At 59.8% G+C, this 19,072-nt stretch carries 17 protein-coding genes; 7 read left to right on the plus strand and 10 right to left on the minus strand.

Features of this window, described 5'->3' with window-relative positions; translation table 11 throughout:
* Positions 1-53: 53 nt before the first annotated feature.
* Genes V1471_RS05460 through V1471_RS05470 form a run of 3 tightly spaced genes read right to left on the minus strand, consistent with a single transcriptional unit; the run spans position 54 to position 3,380 of the window.
* Positions 54-1,655, minus strand: a complete 1,602-nt coding sequence (locus V1471_RS05460) for a bifunctional 3-(3-hydroxy-phenyl)propionate/3-hydroxycinnamic acid hydroxylase (RefSeq protein WP_434287330.1) — start codon at positions 1,653-1,655, stop codon at positions 54-56.
* Between the two features lie 2 nt (positions 1,656-1,657).
* Positions 1,658-2,515 (minus strand): fumarylacetoacetate hydrolase family protein, encoded by an 858-nt coding sequence (locus tag V1471_RS05465; protein WP_434287331.1) that lies wholly within the window; start codon positions 2,513-2,515, stop codon positions 1,658-1,660.
* 13 nt (positions 2,516-2,528) lie between these two features.
* Positions 2,529-3,380 (minus strand): VOC family protein, encoded by an 852-nt coding sequence (locus V1471_RS05470; protein ID WP_434287332.1) that lies wholly within the window; start codon positions 3,378-3,380, stop codon positions 2,529-2,531.
* A gap of 306 nt (positions 3,381-3,686) precedes the next feature.
* Between V1471_RS05470 and V1471_RS05475 the strand changes: the two genes are divergently transcribed.
* The 7 genes from V1471_RS05475 to V1471_RS05505 all read left to right on the plus strand — a co-directional run bounded on the left by V1471_RS05475 (position 3,687) and on the right by V1471_RS05505 (position 10,319).
* Positions 3,687-4,475, plus strand: a complete 789-nt coding sequence (locus V1471_RS05475) for an IclR family transcriptional regulator (RefSeq protein WP_434287333.1) — start codon at positions 3,687-3,689, stop codon at positions 4,473-4,475.
* A gap of 150 nt (positions 4,476-4,625) precedes the next feature.
* Positions 4,626-5,912 (plus strand): ABC transporter substrate-binding protein, encoded by a 1,287-nt coding sequence (locus tag V1471_RS05480; protein ID WP_434287335.1) that lies wholly within the window; start codon positions 4,626-4,628, stop codon positions 5,910-5,912.
* Between the two features lie 19 nt (positions 5,913-5,931).
* On the plus strand, positions 5,932-6,651 hold the full coding sequence (locus V1471_RS05485) for an ABC transporter ATP-binding protein (protein ID WP_434287337.1): 720 nt from the start codon (positions 5,932-5,934) through the stop codon (positions 6,649-6,651).
* On the plus strand, positions 6,648-7,349 hold the full coding sequence (locus V1471_RS05490) for an ABC transporter ATP-binding protein (protein ID WP_434287339.1): 702 nt from the start codon (positions 6,648-6,650) through the stop codon (positions 7,347-7,349). The genes V1471_RS05485 and V1471_RS05490 overlap by 4 nt, the downstream gene beginning before the upstream one ends.
* A gap of 1 nt (position 7,350) precedes the next feature.
* Positions 7,351-8,214: a branched-chain amino acid ABC transporter permease gene (locus V1471_RS05495; protein ID WP_434287340.1), complete on the plus strand. Its 864-nt coding sequence runs from the start codon at positions 7,351-7,353 to the stop codon at positions 8,212-8,214.
* Positions 8,215-8,223: 9 nt separating this feature from the next.
* On the plus strand, positions 8,224-9,216 hold the full coding sequence (locus V1471_RS05500) for a branched-chain amino acid ABC transporter permease (RefSeq protein WP_434287341.1): 993 nt from the start codon (positions 8,224-8,226) through the stop codon (positions 9,214-9,216).
* Positions 9,213-10,319 (plus strand): NAD(P)-dependent alcohol dehydrogenase, encoded by a 1,107-nt coding sequence (locus V1471_RS05505; RefSeq protein WP_434287342.1) that lies wholly within the window; start codon positions 9,213-9,215, stop codon positions 10,317-10,319. The genes V1471_RS05500 and V1471_RS05505 overlap by 4 nt, the downstream gene beginning before the upstream one ends.
* Positions 10,320-10,611: 292 nt before the next feature.
* On the opposite strand, the gene V1471_RS05510 is transcribed toward V1471_RS05505, so the two are convergent.
* The 7 genes from V1471_RS05510 to V1471_RS05540 form a co-directional block, all read right to left on the minus strand.
* Positions 10,612-12,006, minus strand: coding sequence for an NAD(P)-dependent oxidoreductase (locus V1471_RS05510; RefSeq protein WP_434287344.1), 1,395 nt, complete (start codon positions 12,004-12,006; stop codon positions 10,612-10,614).
* Between the two features lie 27 nt (positions 12,007-12,033).
* Positions 12,034-13,308, minus strand: coding sequence for an NAD(P)/FAD-dependent oxidoreductase (locus tag V1471_RS05515; RefSeq protein WP_434287345.1), 1,275 nt, complete (start codon positions 13,306-13,308; stop codon positions 12,034-12,036).
* Between the two features lie 41 nt (positions 13,309-13,349).
* Complete coding sequence (locus V1471_RS05520) at positions 13,350-14,132, minus strand: HpcH/HpaI aldolase family protein (protein WP_434287347.1); 783 nt, start codon at positions 14,130-14,132, stop codon at positions 13,350-13,352.
* 25 nt (positions 14,133-14,157) lie between these two features.
* Positions 14,158-15,849, minus strand: a complete 1,692-nt coding sequence (locus tag V1471_RS05525) for a GMC family oxidoreductase (RefSeq protein ID WP_434287348.1) — start codon at positions 15,847-15,849, stop codon at positions 14,158-14,160.
* Positions 15,850-15,859: 10 nt separating this feature from the next.
* Complete coding sequence (locus V1471_RS05530) at positions 15,860-17,338, minus strand: aldehyde dehydrogenase family protein (protein WP_434287349.1); 1,479 nt, start codon at positions 17,336-17,338, stop codon at positions 15,860-15,862.
* Positions 17,339-17,495: 157 nt separating this feature from the next.
* A complete protein-coding gene (locus V1471_RS05535; protein WP_434287350.1) occupies positions 17,496-18,344 on the minus strand; it encodes an amino acid ABC transporter ATP-binding protein in 849 nt (282 codons plus the stop codon).
* Positions 18,341-18,997, minus strand: a complete 657-nt coding sequence (locus V1471_RS05540; protein WP_434287352.1) for an amino acid ABC transporter permease — start codon at positions 18,995-18,997, stop codon at positions 18,341-18,343. Before V1471_RS05540 ends, V1471_RS05535 begins: the two co-directional genes overlap by 4 nt.
* Between the last annotated feature and the right edge of the window lie 75 nt (positions 18,998-19,072).

A 19,072-nucleotide genomic window follows, 5' to 3' on the forward strand; every position in this document is an offset into this window, starting at 1 on the left:
CCCACCCGTTACTCCCTCTCGCGTGGTGGCGGTCTTTGGTCTTTCCGGCCGGTCTAGCCGGTAATCTTCTGTGCGGTCAGCCTTTCAATCATCGGCACAAGCCCCGTGAGACTTGCCACGGGTTCAAGCGCGGCGATATAGCGGTCACGCCGCAAAAGCATCGCCTGCCCCAAACAGTCGCGGAACGGCGTCTGTGAGAAAAAGCGGCTCTGATCGCGGAATGTCGGAAAGCCTGTTTCCACCGGATTGATGTATTCAGGCGTCAAACCGACGACCTGTGCCCCCGCCTTTTGCAAGGCCTGCAAAGCCTCATCGCTTACGACCCTGTCAGGGGCCTCGTCGAACACCAGCACCACGGGGCGGTCGGGTAGAAAACTGTCCAGAAGCCCTTCGTCGCGCGCAGCCGAAATCACCACAGGCTGAGGGATCATCCGACCGATCACTTCCGCGCCGCAACGCGTTTGCACCGGACGGATCAACCCTTCCGAGAATTTCGGTTTGGGTTTGTATTTCATCTGCGCGACATAATCTCGCGCAGGGCCATAAAGCCCCAAAAGACGGAAACCCGTGCGGATCATCATCCCCCGCAGGGCAGACTCCGGCATCATGACCTTGCCCATTTTCAATGCCAGATCAATCATCGACCACGCATGCGGCTTGCGCTCGATCTGGTAACTGTCGAGCAGATCATCTGGGTTTTCCATATGAAGCGCCTCGGCCAGTTTCCACGCAAGGTTATGCGCATCGCGCAACCCGCTGTTCATCCCCTGCCCCGCGAAAGGCGGCGTCAGATGCGCCGCATCGCCAGCAAGGAAAACCCGCCCATGCCGCCACTTCTGTGCAATCCGTGCGTGGAAGGTATAGACCTTCTGGCGACGGATCGGCTCGTCGCGGTCGGGGCCCGTGTCCGCCAGAAGCTTACGCGCAAAGGACTCTTCTTCGGCCTCTTCCGCCGTCTCGCCCTTGTTGAGCTTGAACTCGTAGCGCCTGATCCCGCCCGGTCCGGGCAGAGTGATGGCCGAGCGTTTCGGGTCGCAGAACACCTCGGTATGAAAACAGCGGTTTTTCGTCGTCACCAGATCGACGATGAGCCAAGGCTCCTCGAAGGTCGAGCCCTCCATTGGGAAACCCAACGCCTTACGGGTTTGCGAACGCCCGCCATCGGCCGCCACCATGTAGCGCGCCGTCACGTCGCGTTCCTGACCGGCCTCCTCCACCTTCGCCACCACGCGATCCTCGGATTGCACAAAAGACAGAAGCGTGACGCCGAATTTCGCCTTGACGGACGCGTGGCGCAAAAGGGCCTCACGCAAGGTGGCCTCGAATTCAGGCTGCTCGAAAGCATTACGCTTGTCGAAGCCGTATTCCTTCACGAAGGGTTTCACCTCGGCGAATTGCGCCCCGTCCGGCCCCATGTAGAGCGACCCGTAGCCCTTGGCGGTGATGGCTGCGACGTCGGGGGCAAGCCCCGCCGCCAGCAACGCCCGCATGGACTCGTCATCGATGGAAACCGCACGCGGCTCCTGCACCGTCGAGGTGTTGCGCTCCAGAAGGAGGGTTTTCACCCCCATGGAGCCCAACAGGTTCGACAGCAAAAGCCCCGTCGGCCCCGCGCCGACGACGAGGATATCTGCATCATACTCGGATTGGGTCATGATCAGATGGCGCTTTCAGCCGCAATCGGATTGACCAACGTCCCCAGCATGCCGATTTCCACTTCGACCACATCGCCCGCCTTCATATAAAGCGGCGGATCGCGACGATCTCCCACCCCGCCCGGCGTTCCGGTCAGGATCACATCCCCTGCGGACAGCGGTGTGTAAGAGGAAATATAGGCGATCAAGCGCTCGACCGGGAAAATCAGATCGGCAAGCGTTGCATCCTGCATCACCTCTCCGTTCAGACGCGTCTGGATCGGCAGTTTGGTGTAATCGCCCACCTCGTCAGCCGTCACCATATAGGGGCCGAAACCACCCGTGGCAGGAAAGGTCTTGCCAGGGCCGAACTGATGCGTATGGCGCTGCCAGTCCCGCACTGTGCCGTCGTTATAGCAGGCATAGCCCGCGACATGCGAAAGCGCGGTTTCCTCGGGAATATAGCGCCCTCCGCGCCCAATAATCACGGCCATTTCCCCCTCGTAATCGAGACGGTCGGAAACATGCGGGATCAGCATCGGCTGCCCGTGGGCAATCTGGCTGTCCGCATAGCGCGTGAACATGGTGGGATGCTGATTGTCAGGACGCTTGGTCTCGGCGCGGTGGGTTTCGTAGTTGAGCCCCACACACAGGATTTTCTCCGCATCCGGAATGACCGGCAAAAGCGCCACATCCGAAAGAGCAAAATCGGGCGCACGGCCCTGCACATAATCGGCGCTGGCACTCAAAAGATCGGCAGCGATCAGACTTTTCAGCCCAGAAGACGCCGCGCCGAGTTTGCCCGTGAGATCAACGATCCCACCATCGACCAAAACACCCACACCAAAGGAGCCCAGACGGGTAAAGCTTACGAGTTTCATGATTTTCTCCCGATCACGAACGCAGAATTGCGCGGCCCCATTTGTTCAAGGTACGCGGATCTTGCGGCCAATCGATCACCTCGCGGTCGTAAATATTCTCCAGCTCGCCCGAAATTTCGATCCAGTTGCCGTCGGGATCGGTGTAGAACACGAACAGGTTGTTGCCCGGACCATGACGACCAGGCCCCCAAGTCAGCAGCACATCATTGGCGGCGAAGCGGTCGCAGAATTTCTTGATGTTCTCGAAAGTGCCCGCTTCGTAGGAATGGTGATCCACCCCCGTGCGATCCGATTTGAAACAGGCAATCGTGTGGTGCTCGTGGTTGGTCGTCGTAAAGACCGTGGCCAGATCACCGTTCTCATGCAACACGCGATCCGACAGGAAAAAGCCGAGCTTGTCGACATAGAATTCCTTGAAACCATCCACGTTCTGCGAGGCAAAGGTCAGGTGCTGGGTCGGTGCATGGATGCCGTCCCGCTCGGGCAGATAGGCCGTGGTTCGCGTTTTCGCGACCCCCATACAGATCAGGTGGCCGTCATTGTCGCGCACGGCAAACGCGCCGTCTTCGAAATAGGGCGAAACGTTTTCAAGGATCTCGACGCCATTGGATTCCGCGGTGGCGCGTTGCGCGGCAAGGATTTCCGCGTTGCGATAGGCCAGCCCCGCATAGGCCAGCTTTTTGTCTTCGCCCTTCACAGCCACAAAACGGCGCAGCGGCCCCGTGCAACGGTATTCGGTGTCGGAAATTTTCTCGACATCCATGTCCATATTGGCAGCGTAGAAGTTGGCCAGACCTTCCGGATCGGCGCTCTCAAAAGCGACGTGGTGCAAATAGGCACCCGCCTGAACAGCATTGTGCGACATAATGTCCTCCCGTTTGTGCTGCCTTTTTATTTTCTGTTTGTAGTATTTTTTTCAAGTACTTTTTTTATTTTTATCATTTTTCGATAATTTAATAAATAGGTAAACATCTTCCCAAAGTCGGGAAAGACAACGCAATCGCCAAGAAAACAAGGCCTCTGCTCGCAGAAGGTCGCGCCGCACGACAGACCCAAAAATCAAAAAAATACCGTTTTGCGGGAATCTCGGGTTACTTGCCCGCCAGTATTCGCGGTACATAGAAACCGCGGACCTCGCGCCAACAAGAAAATCAGGGAGACCAAATCACCGATGATGGGAATCACGCGCTACACCCGAATTCTCGCACTCTTCGATCAGGCAAAACCCGCCTGGACTGTTGCCGAGATTTCCGAAGCCCTCGACACATCGGCCAGCACACTCTACCGACTGATCCGTGAATTGGTCGCCGAAGAGCTTCTGGAAAGCACCGTTGAAAGCCGCTATCGGCTCGGGCCGCTGTTCGTCGACTATTACCGCCGGGTCCGGCTGACCGATCCTCTGGTGCTTTCGGGCGAGAAATTCCTGCGCCCGCTTTTGCAACAAATTCCCTGCCCCGCCACCACGATCCTTGCGCGCCTCTACGGCAAAACTGTGATGTGCGTCGCCGAGGAACGCGCCTCTGACGCCTATTTCACCACCAGTTACGAACTCGGGCGACCGATGCCACTGTTGCGCGGCGCCACTTCGAAAGCTGTGCTTTCCACCATGCCGAAGCGCCAGATCATGTCGATGGTCGCCAAGGATGACAGCGGGACTGAGATCGACCCCAAAGCGCTCTATGCCGAGCTCGTCCAAATCCGCAAGGTCGGGATCTGTGAAACCCGTGGCCATGTCGACAAGGGATTGATCGGTATTGCCGCACCCGTTCGCAGCAGCGAATTAGGGATCAATGCCTCCCTTTCAGCCATCATAGAACAACACGAAACCTACGAGAAATATCGCGCCGATATTTATGCCGCGCTGACCGCCACTGCCCGGCTCATCGAAGGCTTCATGGATGACATGTCCAAATCCGTTCTTCTCGCAGCAGGTGCAGAAACGTCTATCACCACGGATTGAACACGGTCTCACGCCCCTCGAATATTATTAATTTTATCGAATTTTGATAATTTTTTAATTTTCAATTGACCCATAAGCGGATTTTTACCAAAATCCTCACTGCGACTCTATCACGCACAAACCAGACATGGGTCGCTTCGGGAGGATATTATGACAATCAAGATCACGCGGCGCGCTGCGCTGCTCGGTGGCGTGTCCGCCATCGCTGGCCTTGCGACCAGCACACTGACCACACGCGCCGCTTTCGCAGCCGGCCGAACTTTGAAAATCGGCGTCGTCTCGCCGCAAACCGGCGCGATGGCGGCCTTTGCCGAACCCACCGAATATGTGATCTCACGCATCATGGCGGCGACCGGCGGCGTCATTGAAAACGGTGGTGTCACCTACCCGCTCGAAATCATCGAACGCGACACCCAGTCGAACCCCAACCGCGCCGCCGAAGTGACACAGGATCTTATCCTCTCCGAGGGCGTCGACGTGATCCTGTGCTACGCGGGCCCGGAAAACGCCAACCCAGCTTCGGACCAATGCGAATTGAACGGCGTTCCCTGCCTCGCCTCCGACCTGCCGATCCAGCCCTGGTTCTTCGGTCGCAACGGCGACCCGGAAACGGGCTTCGACTATACCTATTGCGCCTTCTTCAGCGCCGACACCTATGCCAAATCCATGATCGCCTTCATGGACAAGATCGCGCCGCAAGGCACGGTTGGCGGGCTCTGGCCCAATGACGCAGACGGTGTCGTCATGTCCGAGATTTTCACCAAGAGCTTCGGTGACGTCGGCTATACCATCGTCGATCCGGGCCGGTTCGACCTGCCCACTTCAAGCTATTCCACCCAGATCGCAAAATTCCGCGACAGCGGCGTGAATATCATCCAAGGCATCATGCCGCCGCCCGATTTCACCCTGTTCTGGACGCAATGCGCCCAGCAAGGCTTCCAGCCGACCGCCGTGATCGCGGGCAAATCGGCGGAATACCCCACTTCGGTTGCTCCCTTGGGCGAAAAGGCCGTGGGCGTTTCGGTGCCGATCTGGTGGACCCCCGACTTCCCCTATGTCTCGTCTCTCGACGGCTCCACCGCCATGGAGATCGCACGGGGCTACGAGGCGGAAACGGGGCGGCAATGGATGGCGGGCGTCGGGTCGCGTCACGCCATGCTCGAAGTGCTGGTCGACACCCTGCGTCGCGCCACCGATCTCGACGATCCAGACAGCGTCCGCGATGCGCTCGCCGCGACCAAGCTGGAAACCATCTGCGGTCTGATCGACTTCACGACCGGTCCGGTCCCGAACAGTGCCGAGCTCGGTCTGGTCGCGGTGCAATGGATCAAAGCCCCCGACGATTACCAATTCCCCTACGACATGACCGTGGTTGAAAACACTTACCACCCAAGCGTTCCGGTCGCTCGGGAGCCTTTCCCGATCCCCTATAGCTGAACGTCAAGGACTGGTTTCCATGCTCGCAGTTACAAACCTTAAGAAGCACTTCGGTGCCATCAAAGTGATTGACGGTGTCGATTTCTCGGTGGCCCGCGGTGAGGTTCTTGGCATTCTCGGCCCCAACGGGGCCGGGAAAAGCACCCTGTTCAATCTGATTTCGGGAAACCTGAAGCCGACCGCAGGCTCCATCCACCTGAACGGCAAGGACATCTCGAAAACCTCCCCGTGGAACCGCGTCCGCGGAGGCATCGGCCGCACGTTTCAGGTGCCGCACCCTTTCGGACACCTCTCGGTGTTCGAAAATGTGCTGGTCGGTGCCACGCAGGCGGGAGGCATGAGCATTCACGCGGCAAGGCCACGGGTCAATGAGATCCTGGAGCTGTGCCACCTTTCCGACAGGGCGCGGATGCTGGCGGGTGACCTGCCGCTTCTGGACCTCAAACGTCTGGAACTGGCCAAGGCGCTCGCGGGCAAACCCGAGCTGCTGCTGCTCGATGAAATCGCCGGAGGGCTGACCGATGGCGAATGTCACGAGTTGCTCGACATTCTGGAGACCATCAAGGCGCAAGGCGTCACCATCGTCTGGATCGAACATATCGTCCACGCGCTGATCCGCGTGGCGACCCGTCTGGTGGTGCTGGCCGATGGCGGCTTGATCGCCAACGGCACCCCCGAAGAGGTCATGGCCAACCCTGAGGTGCGCAGCCTGTATTTGGGGGTTGAAGAAGAGGCATGACCACATTGCTCGAAATCCGTGACCTCAACGTCTTTTACGGCCATTTCCATTCCGTCCACGGCATCGACATGACCTGTCAGGAGGGTGAAATCCTCTCGCTGATCGGCGCCAACGGGGCGGGCAAAAGCTCCACGCTCCGCGCCATCATCGGACAGGTTCCCCGTGCCACCGGCACCATGCGCTTTGCCGGGCAGGACATCTCTGACATCCCCACCCCGGACCGCATCGCCTCGGGCGTGGCACTGGTCCCCGAAGGTCGCCGCCTCTTCCCCAATCTGACGATCGAGGAAAACCTCAAGATCGGCGCCTACACGGGACGCAAAGGCCCCATCGGCCTCATGGAAGTCTACGACATCTTCCCCGCCCTGAAGGAACGGCGCAAGCAACTCGCCCGCCAGCTTTCGGGCGGACAACAACAGATGGTCGCCATCGGGCGCGCCCTGATGATGAACCCGCGTCTGGTGCTGTTCGACGAGATCAGTCTCGGCCTCTCGCCCAAGATCATCGGCGACATCTACGCGGTGCTCCCGCGCATCCGCGACCACGGGCTGTCTATGGTGCTGGTCGAACAGGACATCAGCCGCTCCCTGTCCATGGCCGACCACTTCATCTGCATGCTCGAAGGCCGCGTGTCGCTCGCGGGACGCCCGCAGGATTTCAGCCGCGCCCAGATCGCAGCAAGCTATTTCGGAGAATAACATGTCGGGACTCCTAGACCAGATCATCCAGGCCTGTCTGCTTGGTGGCCTCTATGCCATTTTTGCCCTGGGCCTCGCCATTTCCGTCGGCGTGCTCAAATTCATCAACGTGGCCCATGGCGATCTGATCGTCGTCATGTCCTTCCTGATGCTCACCCTCACCGAAACGCTCGGCCTGCCCGCACCCGTGGCCTTTGCCCTGCTGATCCCCATCGGCGCGGGCATCGGCTGGCTGTTGCAATTCGGCCTGTTCCAGCGCGCCTCGGGACAAAACGAATTGCAGATCATCCTGATCACCTTCGGCCTCTCGGTGATCATCCAGAACAGCCTGCTCGGCGTTTACGGTGCCGATACCCGCAAGGTGACCGCAGGCGGCATCGAACTGTCGTCGATCCACCTTTTCGGCAATATCAACATCGGCGTCCTGCCCCTGATCATCTTCATCACCGCCTGCCTTTTGATCGCGGGACTGGAGCAACTGCTCTATCGCACCAGCCTCGGCACCAAGATCCGCGCCATTTCGGATGCGCCCGAAGCGGCCAAGCTTGTCGGTCTCAAGGTCGCAGGGCTGATGACTGTCGCCATGGCCCTCGTTGGCATCACCGAAGCCGTCTCCGGCGGGTTGATGTCGATCTGGACCAATTTCGACCCCTCCTCTGGCGGCAGCCGCCTGTTGATCGCTTTCGAAGTGGTGGTCCTCGCAGGGCTTGGCAGCTTCTGGGGCGTTCTGCTCGGCGGTGTCATCATCGCGCTGGCCCAGACCTTCGGCGGCATGATCGACAGCGCCTATCAGGTGCTCGGCGGTCATATCGTTTTCCTTATTCTCTTCCTCGCACGCCCCCAGGGCCTGTTCCCCAAAACCTGAGGAAACATCATGAAACCTGCCCTCGTCCTTTCCGGTCGCCTCATCCTTGTCGCGGGGCTGGCCTGCCTCTGCGCAGCGCCCTACCTGTTTTCCTCGTCAACGCTGGTGTTGCTGACCCAAGCCCTGACCATGCTCTCACTCGCCATGCTTTGGAACCTCGTGGCAGGCTACGGCAATGTCGTCGTCATCGGCCAACACGCTTTCGTTGGCATAGGGGCCTATGCTTTCTACGGTTTTGCCATGCTCGCAGGCTGGCATATGGCCATCGCCCTGCCCGCCGCCATGGGGGTCACACTGGTCTTCGGCATTCTGGTCTATGCCCTGCTCTACCGTCTGCGCACCGCCTATCTCGCGGTCGGGAGCTGGGTCGTGGCCGAAACCCTGATGCTTATCGCCTCGCGCCTGCCCGCCTTCGGCAGCGGCTCGGGGGCGAGCCTGCCCGCCAGCCTGTTGCGCAGCCTCGGCCAGCGCGCGCCTGAACGGCTCACCACGATCTATGCCTTCGTTCTGATCGTCGCCGTCCTGACCTTTGGGCTGATCTGGGCGCTCATGCGCTCGCGCATCGGTCTCGGTCTGGCCGCCCTGCGTGACAGCGAAGAAGGCGCAGCGGTTGCTGGCGTCAACACCCGCCTCGTGCGCGCCGCAAGTTTCATCCTCGCCGCGCCCATGATCGGACTGATCGGCGGGCTGATCACCCTGCAAAAAGGTCGTATCTCGCATATCGCCTCCTTCTCCATGCTCGATTGGACGATCTACATCCTCTTCATCGTCGTCATTGGAGGCCTCGGCAGCCTTGAAGGCCCGATCATCGGCACGCTGGTCTTCTTCATCCTGCGCGAATTGCTGCAAGACTACGGCACCCTCTACCTCATCACGCTGGGGACGATCACCATCCTCATCGTCCTCTTTGCCCCGAAAGGCATCTGGGGCGTCGCGCGCAAGAAACTCGGGCGGGATCTCATCCCCTTGACCCATGATCCGAAAACAGGAGACCTGTCGTGAAAATTCAAGCCGCCGTTGCACGCCAAACAGGACAACTCGCCTACGAGACCCTCGATCTCGACGCCCCGCGTGCCAATGAAATCCTCGTCCGCGTGGTCGCCACGGGCATCTGCCACACCGACCTCTCCGCCATCAACCAAGTGCTCCCCGCGCGCCTCCCCATGGTTCCGGGACACGAGGGCGCAGGCATCGTCGAAGCCGTGGGGGCGGATGTCACCAAAGTGCAGGTGGGCGATCATGTGGTCATGACCTACGACTATTGCGACGACTGCCGCGCCTGCCACGACCACGACTATACCTATTGCCACCACTCGGTCGAACGCTGCTTCCTCGGCGACCGCCCCGATGGCAGCACCACTCTGACGGATGCCGACCACAAAACCGTCCATGGCAGCTTTTTCGGCCAGTCGTCGCTCGCCACCTACGCGCTCTGCTACGACCGTAACGTGGTCAAAGTCCGCAAAGACGCGCCGCTTGAACTGCTCGGCCCGCTGGCCTGCGGCATCCAGACGGGCGCAGGAGCCGTTTTCAACGCCCTCGATGTGACAGACAAAACCGACTTCGCCGTCTTCGGCGCGGGGGCCGTGGGTCTGAGCGCCATCATGGCCGCCCATGTGGCCAAAGCCCCGATCATCATCGCCGTGGATATTTCCGACGAACGTCTGGCCTTAGCCAAGGAGCTGGGGGCGACCCATACCTTCAACCCGAAAAACGGCGATGCGCTGGAGTTCATCCACGGCATCACCGATGGCGGCGTCCTGCGCGCGCTCGACACCAGCGGCGTCCCCGCAGTCATGCAACAGGCCCTGGCCTCCACCGCCCCGCGCGGCACCTGCGGCTGGCTCGCGGGCGTCGACCCGAAACTGGAAGTGCCGATCAACCCCACTTTCCTGCTCACGGGGCGGAGCGTCAAAGGCATCATCGAGGGCGAGAGTCACGATGCGCAGGCCTTTATCTCGAAGCTGGTCGACCTCTATCTGGACGGGAAATTCCCCTTCGACACGCTCTGCAAATTCTACGACATGGACGATCTGGACCAGGCCATGGCTGACGGCAAATCGGGAAAAACCATTAAACCCATCGTCCGCTTCGGTGCCGTCTAACCATCGGGCACGCCATTTCGCGAGCCCCCGAAACTCGGTCGCTGACGTAAGCTGCGATGTGTTGTCTGCTGATCTTCGACGAGAAGAAGATCGGCAAGGTCAAACGACAGTAACATGCGCCCGAGTTCAAGGCGGAGGTGGCGCGGGAAGCACTGAAAGGGGAATAGTCTCCCGCGGCTCCGAACACAAATGCCGACACTGACGTTTGACGCGGCTTTTCCTGTCCACGAATGAAGACACCTCAAATGCGCCCTGCACCCCTCCCCCCGCTGCCATCCATGGAGGAACCGCCTCAGGTTTTCATCGGCCCCTCGAGGCCAAGCGCGTTCATGAGAGACCGCAGTCTGTTCAGGTCGCCCATCAGGCCGCTTGCCGTCTCTGCATCCAGCGCGGAAAACCGTTCAAGATTTGTATGCAAATCAGACACAAGGCTTTTCAGCGCCTCACCGCCTGATGTCTCTAATATCGAAACAAATCGCTCCAGAGGGATGGCTCCGACACCCGCAGGCACTATGGATCGCCCAGTGAACCCATCCGGCAGATCTCCGACAGCATTCACAGCCACACGCTCCCGTATAACCGACAGGATTTGATCGACAGCCTGTTTCGCACCAGCGACGCGGGTCGGGTGGTCCGTATCGGCGGCCGCGTGCGGCAGAAGGCAGAGTTTGTCTTCGTGTTTTTCCAACAGCGGGAGATACGGAGCCATCGGGCCGGTCACGGCACCGGTCTCTTCGGAGACGAAAACATCGGCATCAATGATTGCCTGCCCGATTTGACCGGAGGCGAGCGCCGCGCCGAGCGCCGTTGCGTCGACAAGTTCCCCACGGTCAAAGTTGATCAGTACAGCGCCGGGGGCCATGACGGACAGGACGTTTGCATTGATCAAACCGGTATTGGCGGGCACGCCACGATCGGTATCCATCGGACCGAGGCCAAGGTGGACGGAGAGCGCATTCGCGGATGCCGCCGCCTCTTCAATCGTCGCGGCATAGGTAAAGCCCTCCGTCTCGATCCACGCCTTATGGCGCGGGCGGGCATAGATGGAAACGTCCATGTTGAACGCTTTGCCGAGCTTCGCGACTTCGCGGCCGATATTGCCATAGCCGATGACGGCGAGTTTCTGGCCTTCGAGTTTCGAGGTCGGGAAATCGCGCAGGTGGCGGCCGGTGTCGAACGTCCCCTTTGCGACGCGGTCGTGGAGGGTGTCGAATGGCAGGTCGGGGATCGCGGTCATGAGCGCCTTCCACACCATCTGGGCCGTCGCGCGACTGTTGATCCCGGGCGTATTCATCAAAGGGGCCACACCACCAAGCCCGTTTCCGCCGCCCCAGCTTTCGGACCCCATATTGCCGGTCCCGGCCCCGATGCGCACACCGCCGAGATCGAACTGGCATTCCGTCGGAATGAACGTCGCCGCCGCGATCAGCGCGTCATATGCGTTGCCGGCACAAAGCGAGAGAAGCTCCTCGCGCGTCGACACGTTCGGACAATAATAGAACTCGACCCGAGCGGGATCGGCGCGCCCCTCGCGCGTCTCCGGCGCGGGGCCAAAATGGAACGAACAGCCCTCGATCCCTTCGATATAGGCGCGCGCCTCGGATGGGTCCGGCTGGCCGTCCGCATCGAAGGCAAGTCCGATCAGGTCGGCAATGAGAACGCGAGTTGGTCGGGTCATATCAGTCATAACGATCCTAAAGGTGCAGTCGGGTATTTAGAGGTTTCTGAGACCGAAACGGTCAAGGCGGAAGGGGCTCATATCAATTGGCGCAGGCAGGCCCGAGGCCATATCCGCAACAATCCGGCCTGTCACGGCCCCGCCGATCAGACCCTGATGTCCGTGCCCAAAGGCGTAGATCACACGCTTGTGGCGTTTTGAAGTGTCGATGACGGGGATGGAATCCGGCGTCCCGGGGCGATGGCCCATCCAGCGATGAACCTCGCTCTTTTCAAAGCGTTTGAACATGCCCTGCGCCTGTTTGACGAGGATGTCTGCCCGTTTGTAATTCGGCGGCGCATTCAGGCCCGCGAATTCCACGGTTCCGGCGAGACGAAGCCCGCCTTCCATTGGGGAGGCGACAAACTTGCGGTCTGCCGAGATGGTTTGAACCTTCAGGCCCGTCTCGGCCTGTGGGAGCATCACATGGTAGCCGCGTTCGGTCTCAAAGGGGATACGGTCGCCCAGTTGGCGCGCGAGATCCGCAGACCACGCACCGGCCGCAAGCACGATACGATCCGCCGTGTAGTCGCCCGACGCCGTGGTGATGCCGGTTGCATCGCCAAGGGTGTAGGTAAACCCTTTGACGGGGTCACGATGAAAGCGCGCGCCTTTTCGTGTTGCGAGCTTCGCCAGTTCGGCCACAAGGCGGCCCGGGTTCGGGCTTTGCCCCTGATCCGGCAGATAGATCGCACTCTTGAAACGGTCGGTCAGAGCCGGTTCCAAATCCTGAATTTCGCCCGCATTGAGCGTTTCGACCTTGACCCCATGCGAACGGCGCAGGCCCATGCCATAGGCACTGCCGTCGGGGCCGTTCTCGCGCTCGAAGACAAAGAGCTGGCCGCGCTTTTGCAAAAGATCGGGACATCCGGCCTCTGCCATCATGGGTTCATAGGCTTCGAAACTCAGCCGATGCAGGTTGATCATCGCCTGAGAGATTTTTTCGACCCGAGACTTCCGCCCCGCCAGCACAAACCGCATGAGCCAAGGCAAAGCATGCGGAAGATAAGACAGCCGTATATAGAGCGGCCCCTCTGGATCGAGGAGCCACTGAGGCACGTTTTTCATCAGGCCCGGCATGGCATTCGGCAGGCAGGAGCCGGGGCAAATCCCGCCCGCATTCCCGTAGGAACACTGGTCGGGAGAGCCCGGCTCGGCAGGGTCGAAAACATCAACCGTAAACCCCTTGTCCAAAAGGGCATTGGCGGTGCAGACACCAATGATGCCCGCACCAATAACGATGGCGTGTTTGCCTGTCGCGATAGACGTCATTTTTCGACCCTGATTTGCCTGTGGAATGCCGATGTTCGGGATTACGGAGCGGTGGCGTCCGGTTTGCCTGCGCGGAAGGCGGGCATGGCTTTGCCAAAGGCCATTTGCGTCATGCGGAAATCCGACAGGTAGGCTTGGAATTTATAGCCCATCTCCCGCATTTTCTGACCGTATTCGACCGAACCGACGTGAATCCCGGGCACAACGCCATGTGCCTTGCAGCGCTCCGCGATATATTCGATCGCCTCGACGACATCCGGCCATTTCGGGTCGAACCCAGGTGTATGGCCCATCGACACAGCAAGATCGGACGGCCCGACGAACACGGCATCGAGACCCGGAGTGGCGAGGATTTCATCCAGATTGGCGACGCCGTCTTTATGTTCGATCATGGCGAAGGTGATGATCGTGTCATTGGCATTGGCGAAATAATCGGAACCGCCATAGAGACCGGCACGGATCGGACCGACGGAACGGCCGCCCTGCGGGTAGTAGCGGCAGGCTTCGACAAAGGCTTTGCACTCTTCGGCGGAGTTCACCATCGGGCAGATGATCCCGTAAGCGCCGGCATCGAGCATACGACCGATGATCGCCGGATCATTCCACGGCACGCGCACAATCGGCGTTTTGTCCGTGGTGGAAATCGCCTGAAGCATCGCGAGCGCGTCGGAGTAATCGGCCACACCGTGCTGCATGTCGATTGTCACGGCATCGAAATCCTGCTGCGCCATCATTTCGGCCATCAGCGAAGAGTTGGTCGCGAGCCAGCCGGTGAGAACTTCTTCACCGTTGGCCCAGAGGGTTTTGGTTTTGCTTTCGCGCATGGTTTGGTTTCCTTTGAATGGAGGATTAGGATGCAAGGATCAGATCGGCCGCTTTCTCTGCGGCTGCGATCGTTGTGATGTTGGTGTTGGCTGCGATGACAGAGGGCATGATGGAGGCATCGACCACGCGCAGGCCCTGAACTCCGCGCACACGGCATTGCGGATCGAGCACGGCCATCGGATCGTCATCACCGCCCATTTTGCAGGAACAGGAGACGTGCCAGCCGGACCAGACGGCCTCGCGCGCCCAGTCGACGATGAGATCGCGGTTTTTCATCATGGCATGCATCCGGTCCTGAGTGCCAAATTTGTGCTTGAGCAAGGTGTCACGGAAGATCGGAAGGTAATCGAACATCCAGGCGGCAGATCCGGTTTTGAGGTAGTTCGATGGCTTGCGAACCGAGAGAGACCGCGCTTCTTCGGTGTATCCGGCGAGGAACCACGTGTTGACGTGGCTGCGGACGCGCGGGTCTTCCATGATCCGGTACATGCGCTCGAACCCGTCGACGAGACGCATCAGGTCGCGCTCATCGCCTGCGAGATTCAGGTTCACGCAGGGCTCATCCCGCCAATCGGCTGAATTCAGCGTGACGCTGCCGCGCGAATAGCTCTTGTTCACACAGACATTGAGCGCCCCCATGGCTTTGCCGAGCGGATGCCACCCCGCGCGGTTCACCGGCATCATCAACATGTCGGAGGGGGAACAACCCTCGTATCCGGAGGAATAGCGCACACCGAGAAAGATGTGGCGCCGTTGGCGGGGCTTCAGTCGCGCGGATTTTTTGAAATGCGCCCCGATGGCGAGATGCGGGTGGTCCATCAGGTTCGCACCGACACCGGGCAAATCCGCGATGACCTTGATCCCGTGGCGTTTAAGCTCCGCAGCCGGACCGATGCCAGCCCGCATGAGGATCGCAGGTGTGTGCAGCGCCCCGGAGCAGACGATCACTTCCTTCGCCTTGTAGATCACAGGGTCAGCACCTTCGGAATGCGCGCGGACGCCTGTGATACGGGTGCCTTCTGTGATCAGCGCCTCGACCTGAGTGTTCGCGAAGATCGAGAAATTGTCCCGCGCACGGACTTCCTTCGTCAGATAGCCGACAGCGGTCGACACGCGGCGGTCGTTTTCGTTGGCCAGCGGGAGCGGAAAGGCGCCGTCCTCGAAGGACGCGTTGTAATCTTCGCGGTAGGGGATGTCCTCTGAAACGACATCGAGAACGCTCTTGGAGAAGCCCGCCCAATCCTTCGGAAACACGCGGCGGATCGGCATCGGACCGTCCGTATTATGGAGCGGCCCATCAAAGTCCTGATCGCGTTCGAGTTTTTTGAGATAGGGAAGCATCCCTTCCCAGTCCCATCCGGTCGCACCCTTTTCGGCCCATTCGTCATAGTCGGCAGGGAGTCCCCTCACCGCGAACTGACCGTTGATGGAGGAACCACCCCCCATGACTTTCGCCTGTTCGAGGCGTGTCGGCGGTACAGGGGTGCTATTTGAGCGCGGATTGCGTGCGAAAACGCGCAACGAAGACCAATGATACTTCGGGTCGAAATAGGACAGGCCCGGGTAGCTGTCGGCAATGATCTCGGGAACGGCGTCCGGCGGCGTGTCCGGACCCGCCTCAAGAAGCGCCACAGTCTTGCGCCGGTCTGCGGACAGGCGCGCGGCCAATGTGGCCCCCGCCGATCCACCACCTACGATGACATAATCATATTCCATCGCATTATCCTCAGGCGTAATTGATCCACACCGCTTTTTCGCGGGTGAAGGCTTCGAACCCGGCGCGACCCATGTCTTTGCCGAAGCCGGAGGCTTTGAAGCCGCCAGCCGTGTAGGTGAATTCCGGATCGCGCCCGTGCTGGTTGACGAAAACCATCCCGGCTTCGACCTTGTCTGCGACGCGCATGGCCTCCTGCATGTTGAGCGTGTGAACGGAGGCGGCGAGGCCATAAACAGGGTGCTGGGCCTCTGCGATGGCCTCATCGAGATCGGCGAAGCGCGACAGGTTCACGATCGGGCCAAAGAACTCCCCCAGAAAGCCGATGTTGTCGCGGGAGACATTCGTGAGCACCGTCGGAGCGTAGAAGTTGCCTTCGTTCACCGTGTCGAGACGCCCTGCCCCCGTCAGAACCTCTGCGCCTTGCGCGATGGTTTCCTGCACCATGCTGTCGATGCGGTCGAATTGCTTGGCAGAGATGATCGGAGCGAAGGTCGTCGTTTCATCCCAGGTCGGGCCTGCCTTGATGTCTTCGGTGCGTTTGAGAACTTTCTCAGTCAACTCATCCGCAATGCTGTCCTCGATCAGCAGACGCGAAGCAAGGGTGCAGACCTGACCGCCATTCACCATGAAATTGTTGGCGACACGCGTCGCGACGGCATCCAGATCCCCGCAATTTTTTGTGACGATCTGCGGGCTCTTGCCGCCGAGTTCGAGGATCACCGGTTTGATGCCCGACTCTGCGGCGAGCTTCATGATCGCTTCTCCGGTTTGGGTCGAGCCGGTGAAGGAAATGATGCCGATGTCAGGGTGGCGGACGATCTCCGCGCCTGTCGTATGGCCGTAGCCGTTCACCACGTTGAACAACCCGCCGGGAAGACCGGCTTCTGCCGCGCATTCCGCGAGGGCCAAAAGGCTGTGCGGCGTGATCTCCGAGGTTTTCATCACGACTGCGTTGCCAGCGGCGAGCGCGGGGGCGAATTTCCAAGCCGCGGTGATCATCGGGAAGTTCCACGGCACGATGGCACCTGCGATGCCGTAAGGTTCGCGTCTGGTGTAGCTCAGTGTGTTCTCACGGGTCGCCGTCACCGTCCCTTCGATCTTGTCGCAGAACTCGGCAAAGTAGCGCACGACGCCCGCGGTGCGGACCGCATCCCCGATGATCGTGCCGGAGACGAGACGCGCGGAGCCCATGGCCTCCAGGCGTCCGAGGTATTCGGCCTTTTCTTCGATCTTCTCGGCAAAACGGAACAGGATTTTGGCGCGCTCGCGCGGAGCCATCCTCGCCCAACCCGTTTCCGCGAGCGCTTTCTTTGCGGCAGCGACGGACATTTCGACAGAGGCGATCCCACCGTCGGTGATCACGCCCATCGGCTTTTCGTCAGACGGGCGCAGAACGACAATCTCTTCGCCCGGAAGCTCGACAAATTTGCCCCCGATATGGTGACCGGAGGGGACGGTGACCGTGTCTGGGTTGAATGAATACGTCATGATTTACCTCGTCGTCTTGGCCTGTCGTCAGGTCGTAAGAATGGTTTCGCTAAAAGGCGCACCTTTAGCGGGAGTTCGTTTGATCTCGTGGATACGAGCGCGGTGGGGAGGAGTGGCCAGGTGAGCTTGGCCATTCCGTGTGATCTGGAACCGCGTGTCAGCCGGTGCTTTCGAGGAAAGGTCTCAGCAGATTGGCGGTTTCATGGAAGCGGCCGACGAAGCTCTTCAGGCGTTCATGTGTCGGATGCAGGAGAACGTCATTGGGCGGGCCGTCTTGGGCGATGCAGCCCTGATCGAGAAATATGACGCGATCCGCGATTTCGAAGGCAAAACCAAGCTCGTGGGTCACGATCACCATGGTCATGCCGGACTTCGCAAGCTGCGTCATGGCCTTCATCACCTCGCCGACCAATTCGGGATCAAGCGCCGATGTCGGCTCATCGAAGAGCATGACTTTCGGGTGCATGGCCGATGCCCGTGCGATGGCGACACGCTGTTGCTGGCCGCCCGAGAGTTGGCGCGGGTATTTGTGTTCGTGACCCTCTAGGCCCATCTGGGCGAGAAGCGCCATCGCCTCTTCCTTGGTCTTCTCCGGGTCGGCACGTTTCACGGTGACCGGACCTTCCATGACGTTTTCGAGCGCCGTCATATGCGGGAAGAGGTTGAATTGCTGGAACACCATACCCGTCTGGGACCGGATGCGGTTTACCTCACGCATGGGGACAGTGTTTGCCCCTGTGTCCATGCTCGGCGCGACCCCTGCGTCATCGCCGGAGTTATAGATGTCTTCACCTGCAATCGTGATCCGTCCCCCTGTCGGGGCGTTCAGCAGATTGATGCAGCGAAGCAAGCTTGTCTTGCCGGACCCGGAGGCACCGATGAGGACGACAACCTCCCCTTGCATCACATCGAGATCGATGCCGCGCAGCACAGGTTTGATCCCGTAATGAAGATGCAAGGCTTCGATTTGCAGGAGGGGCTCTTTCTTTTTGATATCAGCGCTCATTTCACGGTCTCCGAGATTTTTTCGAGTTTGCGTGACAACAGGGTGAGCGGCACGAGGAGGACGAGGAACATGATGCCGACAAAGGTGTAGACCTCCATGGGCCGATAGGTGAAGGAACTCACATAGCTCGCCTGATAGAGAATATCCGGCACCGTGATCATCGACATGAGCGTCGTGTTTTTGATCTGGATGATCGACTGACCGGCAAGCGGTGGGATCATGCGGCGGAAGGCCTGCGGCAGGATCACGCGACGCATGCGCTGGGAATAGGTCATGCCGAGGGCTGTCGTGGCATCGGTCTGGCCGGGGTCGATCGACTGTACGCCAGCGCGGAGGATTTCGGCGTAGAAGGCGGCAGCGTAGAGGCTCAGGCCCGCGAAACCCGCCCAGAACTTGGTGATCGAAAGTCCGGCGAAGATCGGGAAGGCGTAGTAGATCCAAAGCAGGATCACCAAGAGCGGAATATTGCGGAAAATCTCGACGTAGATACGGCCGATGGTTTTGAGAAGGCGGGAGCCGGTCAATTGCATCAGACCGACGATCAGTCCGATGAAGAGGCCCGCGGAAATCGAGATTGCAGAGTAGAAGAGCGTGACCAGCAATCCTTTCCAGAACAGTGGCCAGTTCTGTATGATGACCGAGTAGTCGAACATGTGCGTCTCCGGAATGCCGTTTGGCGGCAATTCTTGGTTGCGAAGTAAAAACCGGTCGACCACAAGGGGAGAAAG

This window comes from Celeribacter sp. SCSIO 80788, from assembly GCF_051054295.1.
Classification (GTDB): Bacteria; Pseudomonadota; Alphaproteobacteria; order Rhodobacterales; family Rhodobacteraceae; genus Celeribacter.

Bases quoted from the DNA above. Each gene is read 5' to 3' on its own strand.
- V1471_RS05530 (WP_434287349.1), bottom strand. From the start codon at position 17,338: ATGACGTATTCATTCAACCCAGACACGGTCACCGTCCCCTCCGGTCAC.
- V1471_RS05525 (WP_434287348.1), bottom strand. From the start codon at position 15,849: ATGGAATATGATTATGTCATCGTAGGTGGTGGATCGGCGGGGGCCACA.
- V1471_RS05460 (WP_434287330.1), bottom strand. From the start codon at position 1,655: ATGACCCAATCCGAGTATGATGCAGATATCCTCGTCGTCGGCGCGGGG.
- V1471_RS05485 (WP_434287337.1), top strand. From the start codon at position 5,932: ATGCTCGCAGTTACAAACCTTAAGAAGCACTTCGGTGCCATCAAAGTG.
- V1471_RS05470 (WP_434287332.1), bottom strand. From the start codon at position 3,380: ATGTCGCACAATGCTGTTCAGGCGGGTGCCTATTTGCACCACGTCGCT.
- V1471_RS05495 (WP_434287340.1), top strand. From the start codon at position 7,351: ATGTCGGGACTCCTAGACCAGATCATCCAGGCCTGTCTGCTTGGTGGC.
- V1471_RS05540 (WP_434287352.1), bottom strand. From the start codon at position 18,997: ATGTTCGACTACTCGGTCATCATACAGAACTGGCCACTGTTCTGGAAA.
- V1471_RS05510 (WP_434287344.1), bottom strand. From the start codon at position 12,006: ATGACTGATATGACCCGACCAACTCGCGTTCTCATTGCCGACCTGATC.
- V1471_RS05535 (WP_434287350.1), bottom strand. From the start codon at position 18,344: ATGAGCGCTGATATCAAAAAGAAAGAGCCCCTCCTGCAAATCGAAGCC.
- V1471_RS05475 (WP_434287333.1), top strand. From the start codon at position 3,687: ATGATGGGAATCACGCGCTACACCCGAATTCTCGCACTCTTCGATCAG.
- V1471_RS05490 (WP_434287339.1), top strand. From the start codon at position 6,648: ATGACCACATTGCTCGAAATCCGTGACCTCAACGTCTTTTACGGCCAT.
- V1471_RS05465 (WP_434287331.1), bottom strand. From the start codon at position 2,515: ATGAAACTCGTAAGCTTTACCCGTCTGGGCTCCTTTGGTGTGGGTGTT.
- V1471_RS05480 (WP_434287335.1), top strand. From the start codon at position 4,626: ATGACAATCAAGATCACGCGGCGCGCTGCGCTGCTCGGTGGCGTGTCC.
- V1471_RS05500 (WP_434287341.1), top strand. From the start codon at position 8,224: ATGAAACCTGCCCTCGTCCTTTCCGGTCGCCTCATCCTTGTCGCGGGG.
- V1471_RS05515 (WP_434287345.1), bottom strand. From the start codon at position 13,308: ATGACGTCTATCGCGACAGGCAAACACGCCATCGTTATTGGTGCGGGC.
- V1471_RS05520 (WP_434287347.1), bottom strand. From the start codon at position 14,132: ATGCGCGAAAGCAAAACCAAAACCCTCTGGGCCAACGGTGAAGAAGTT.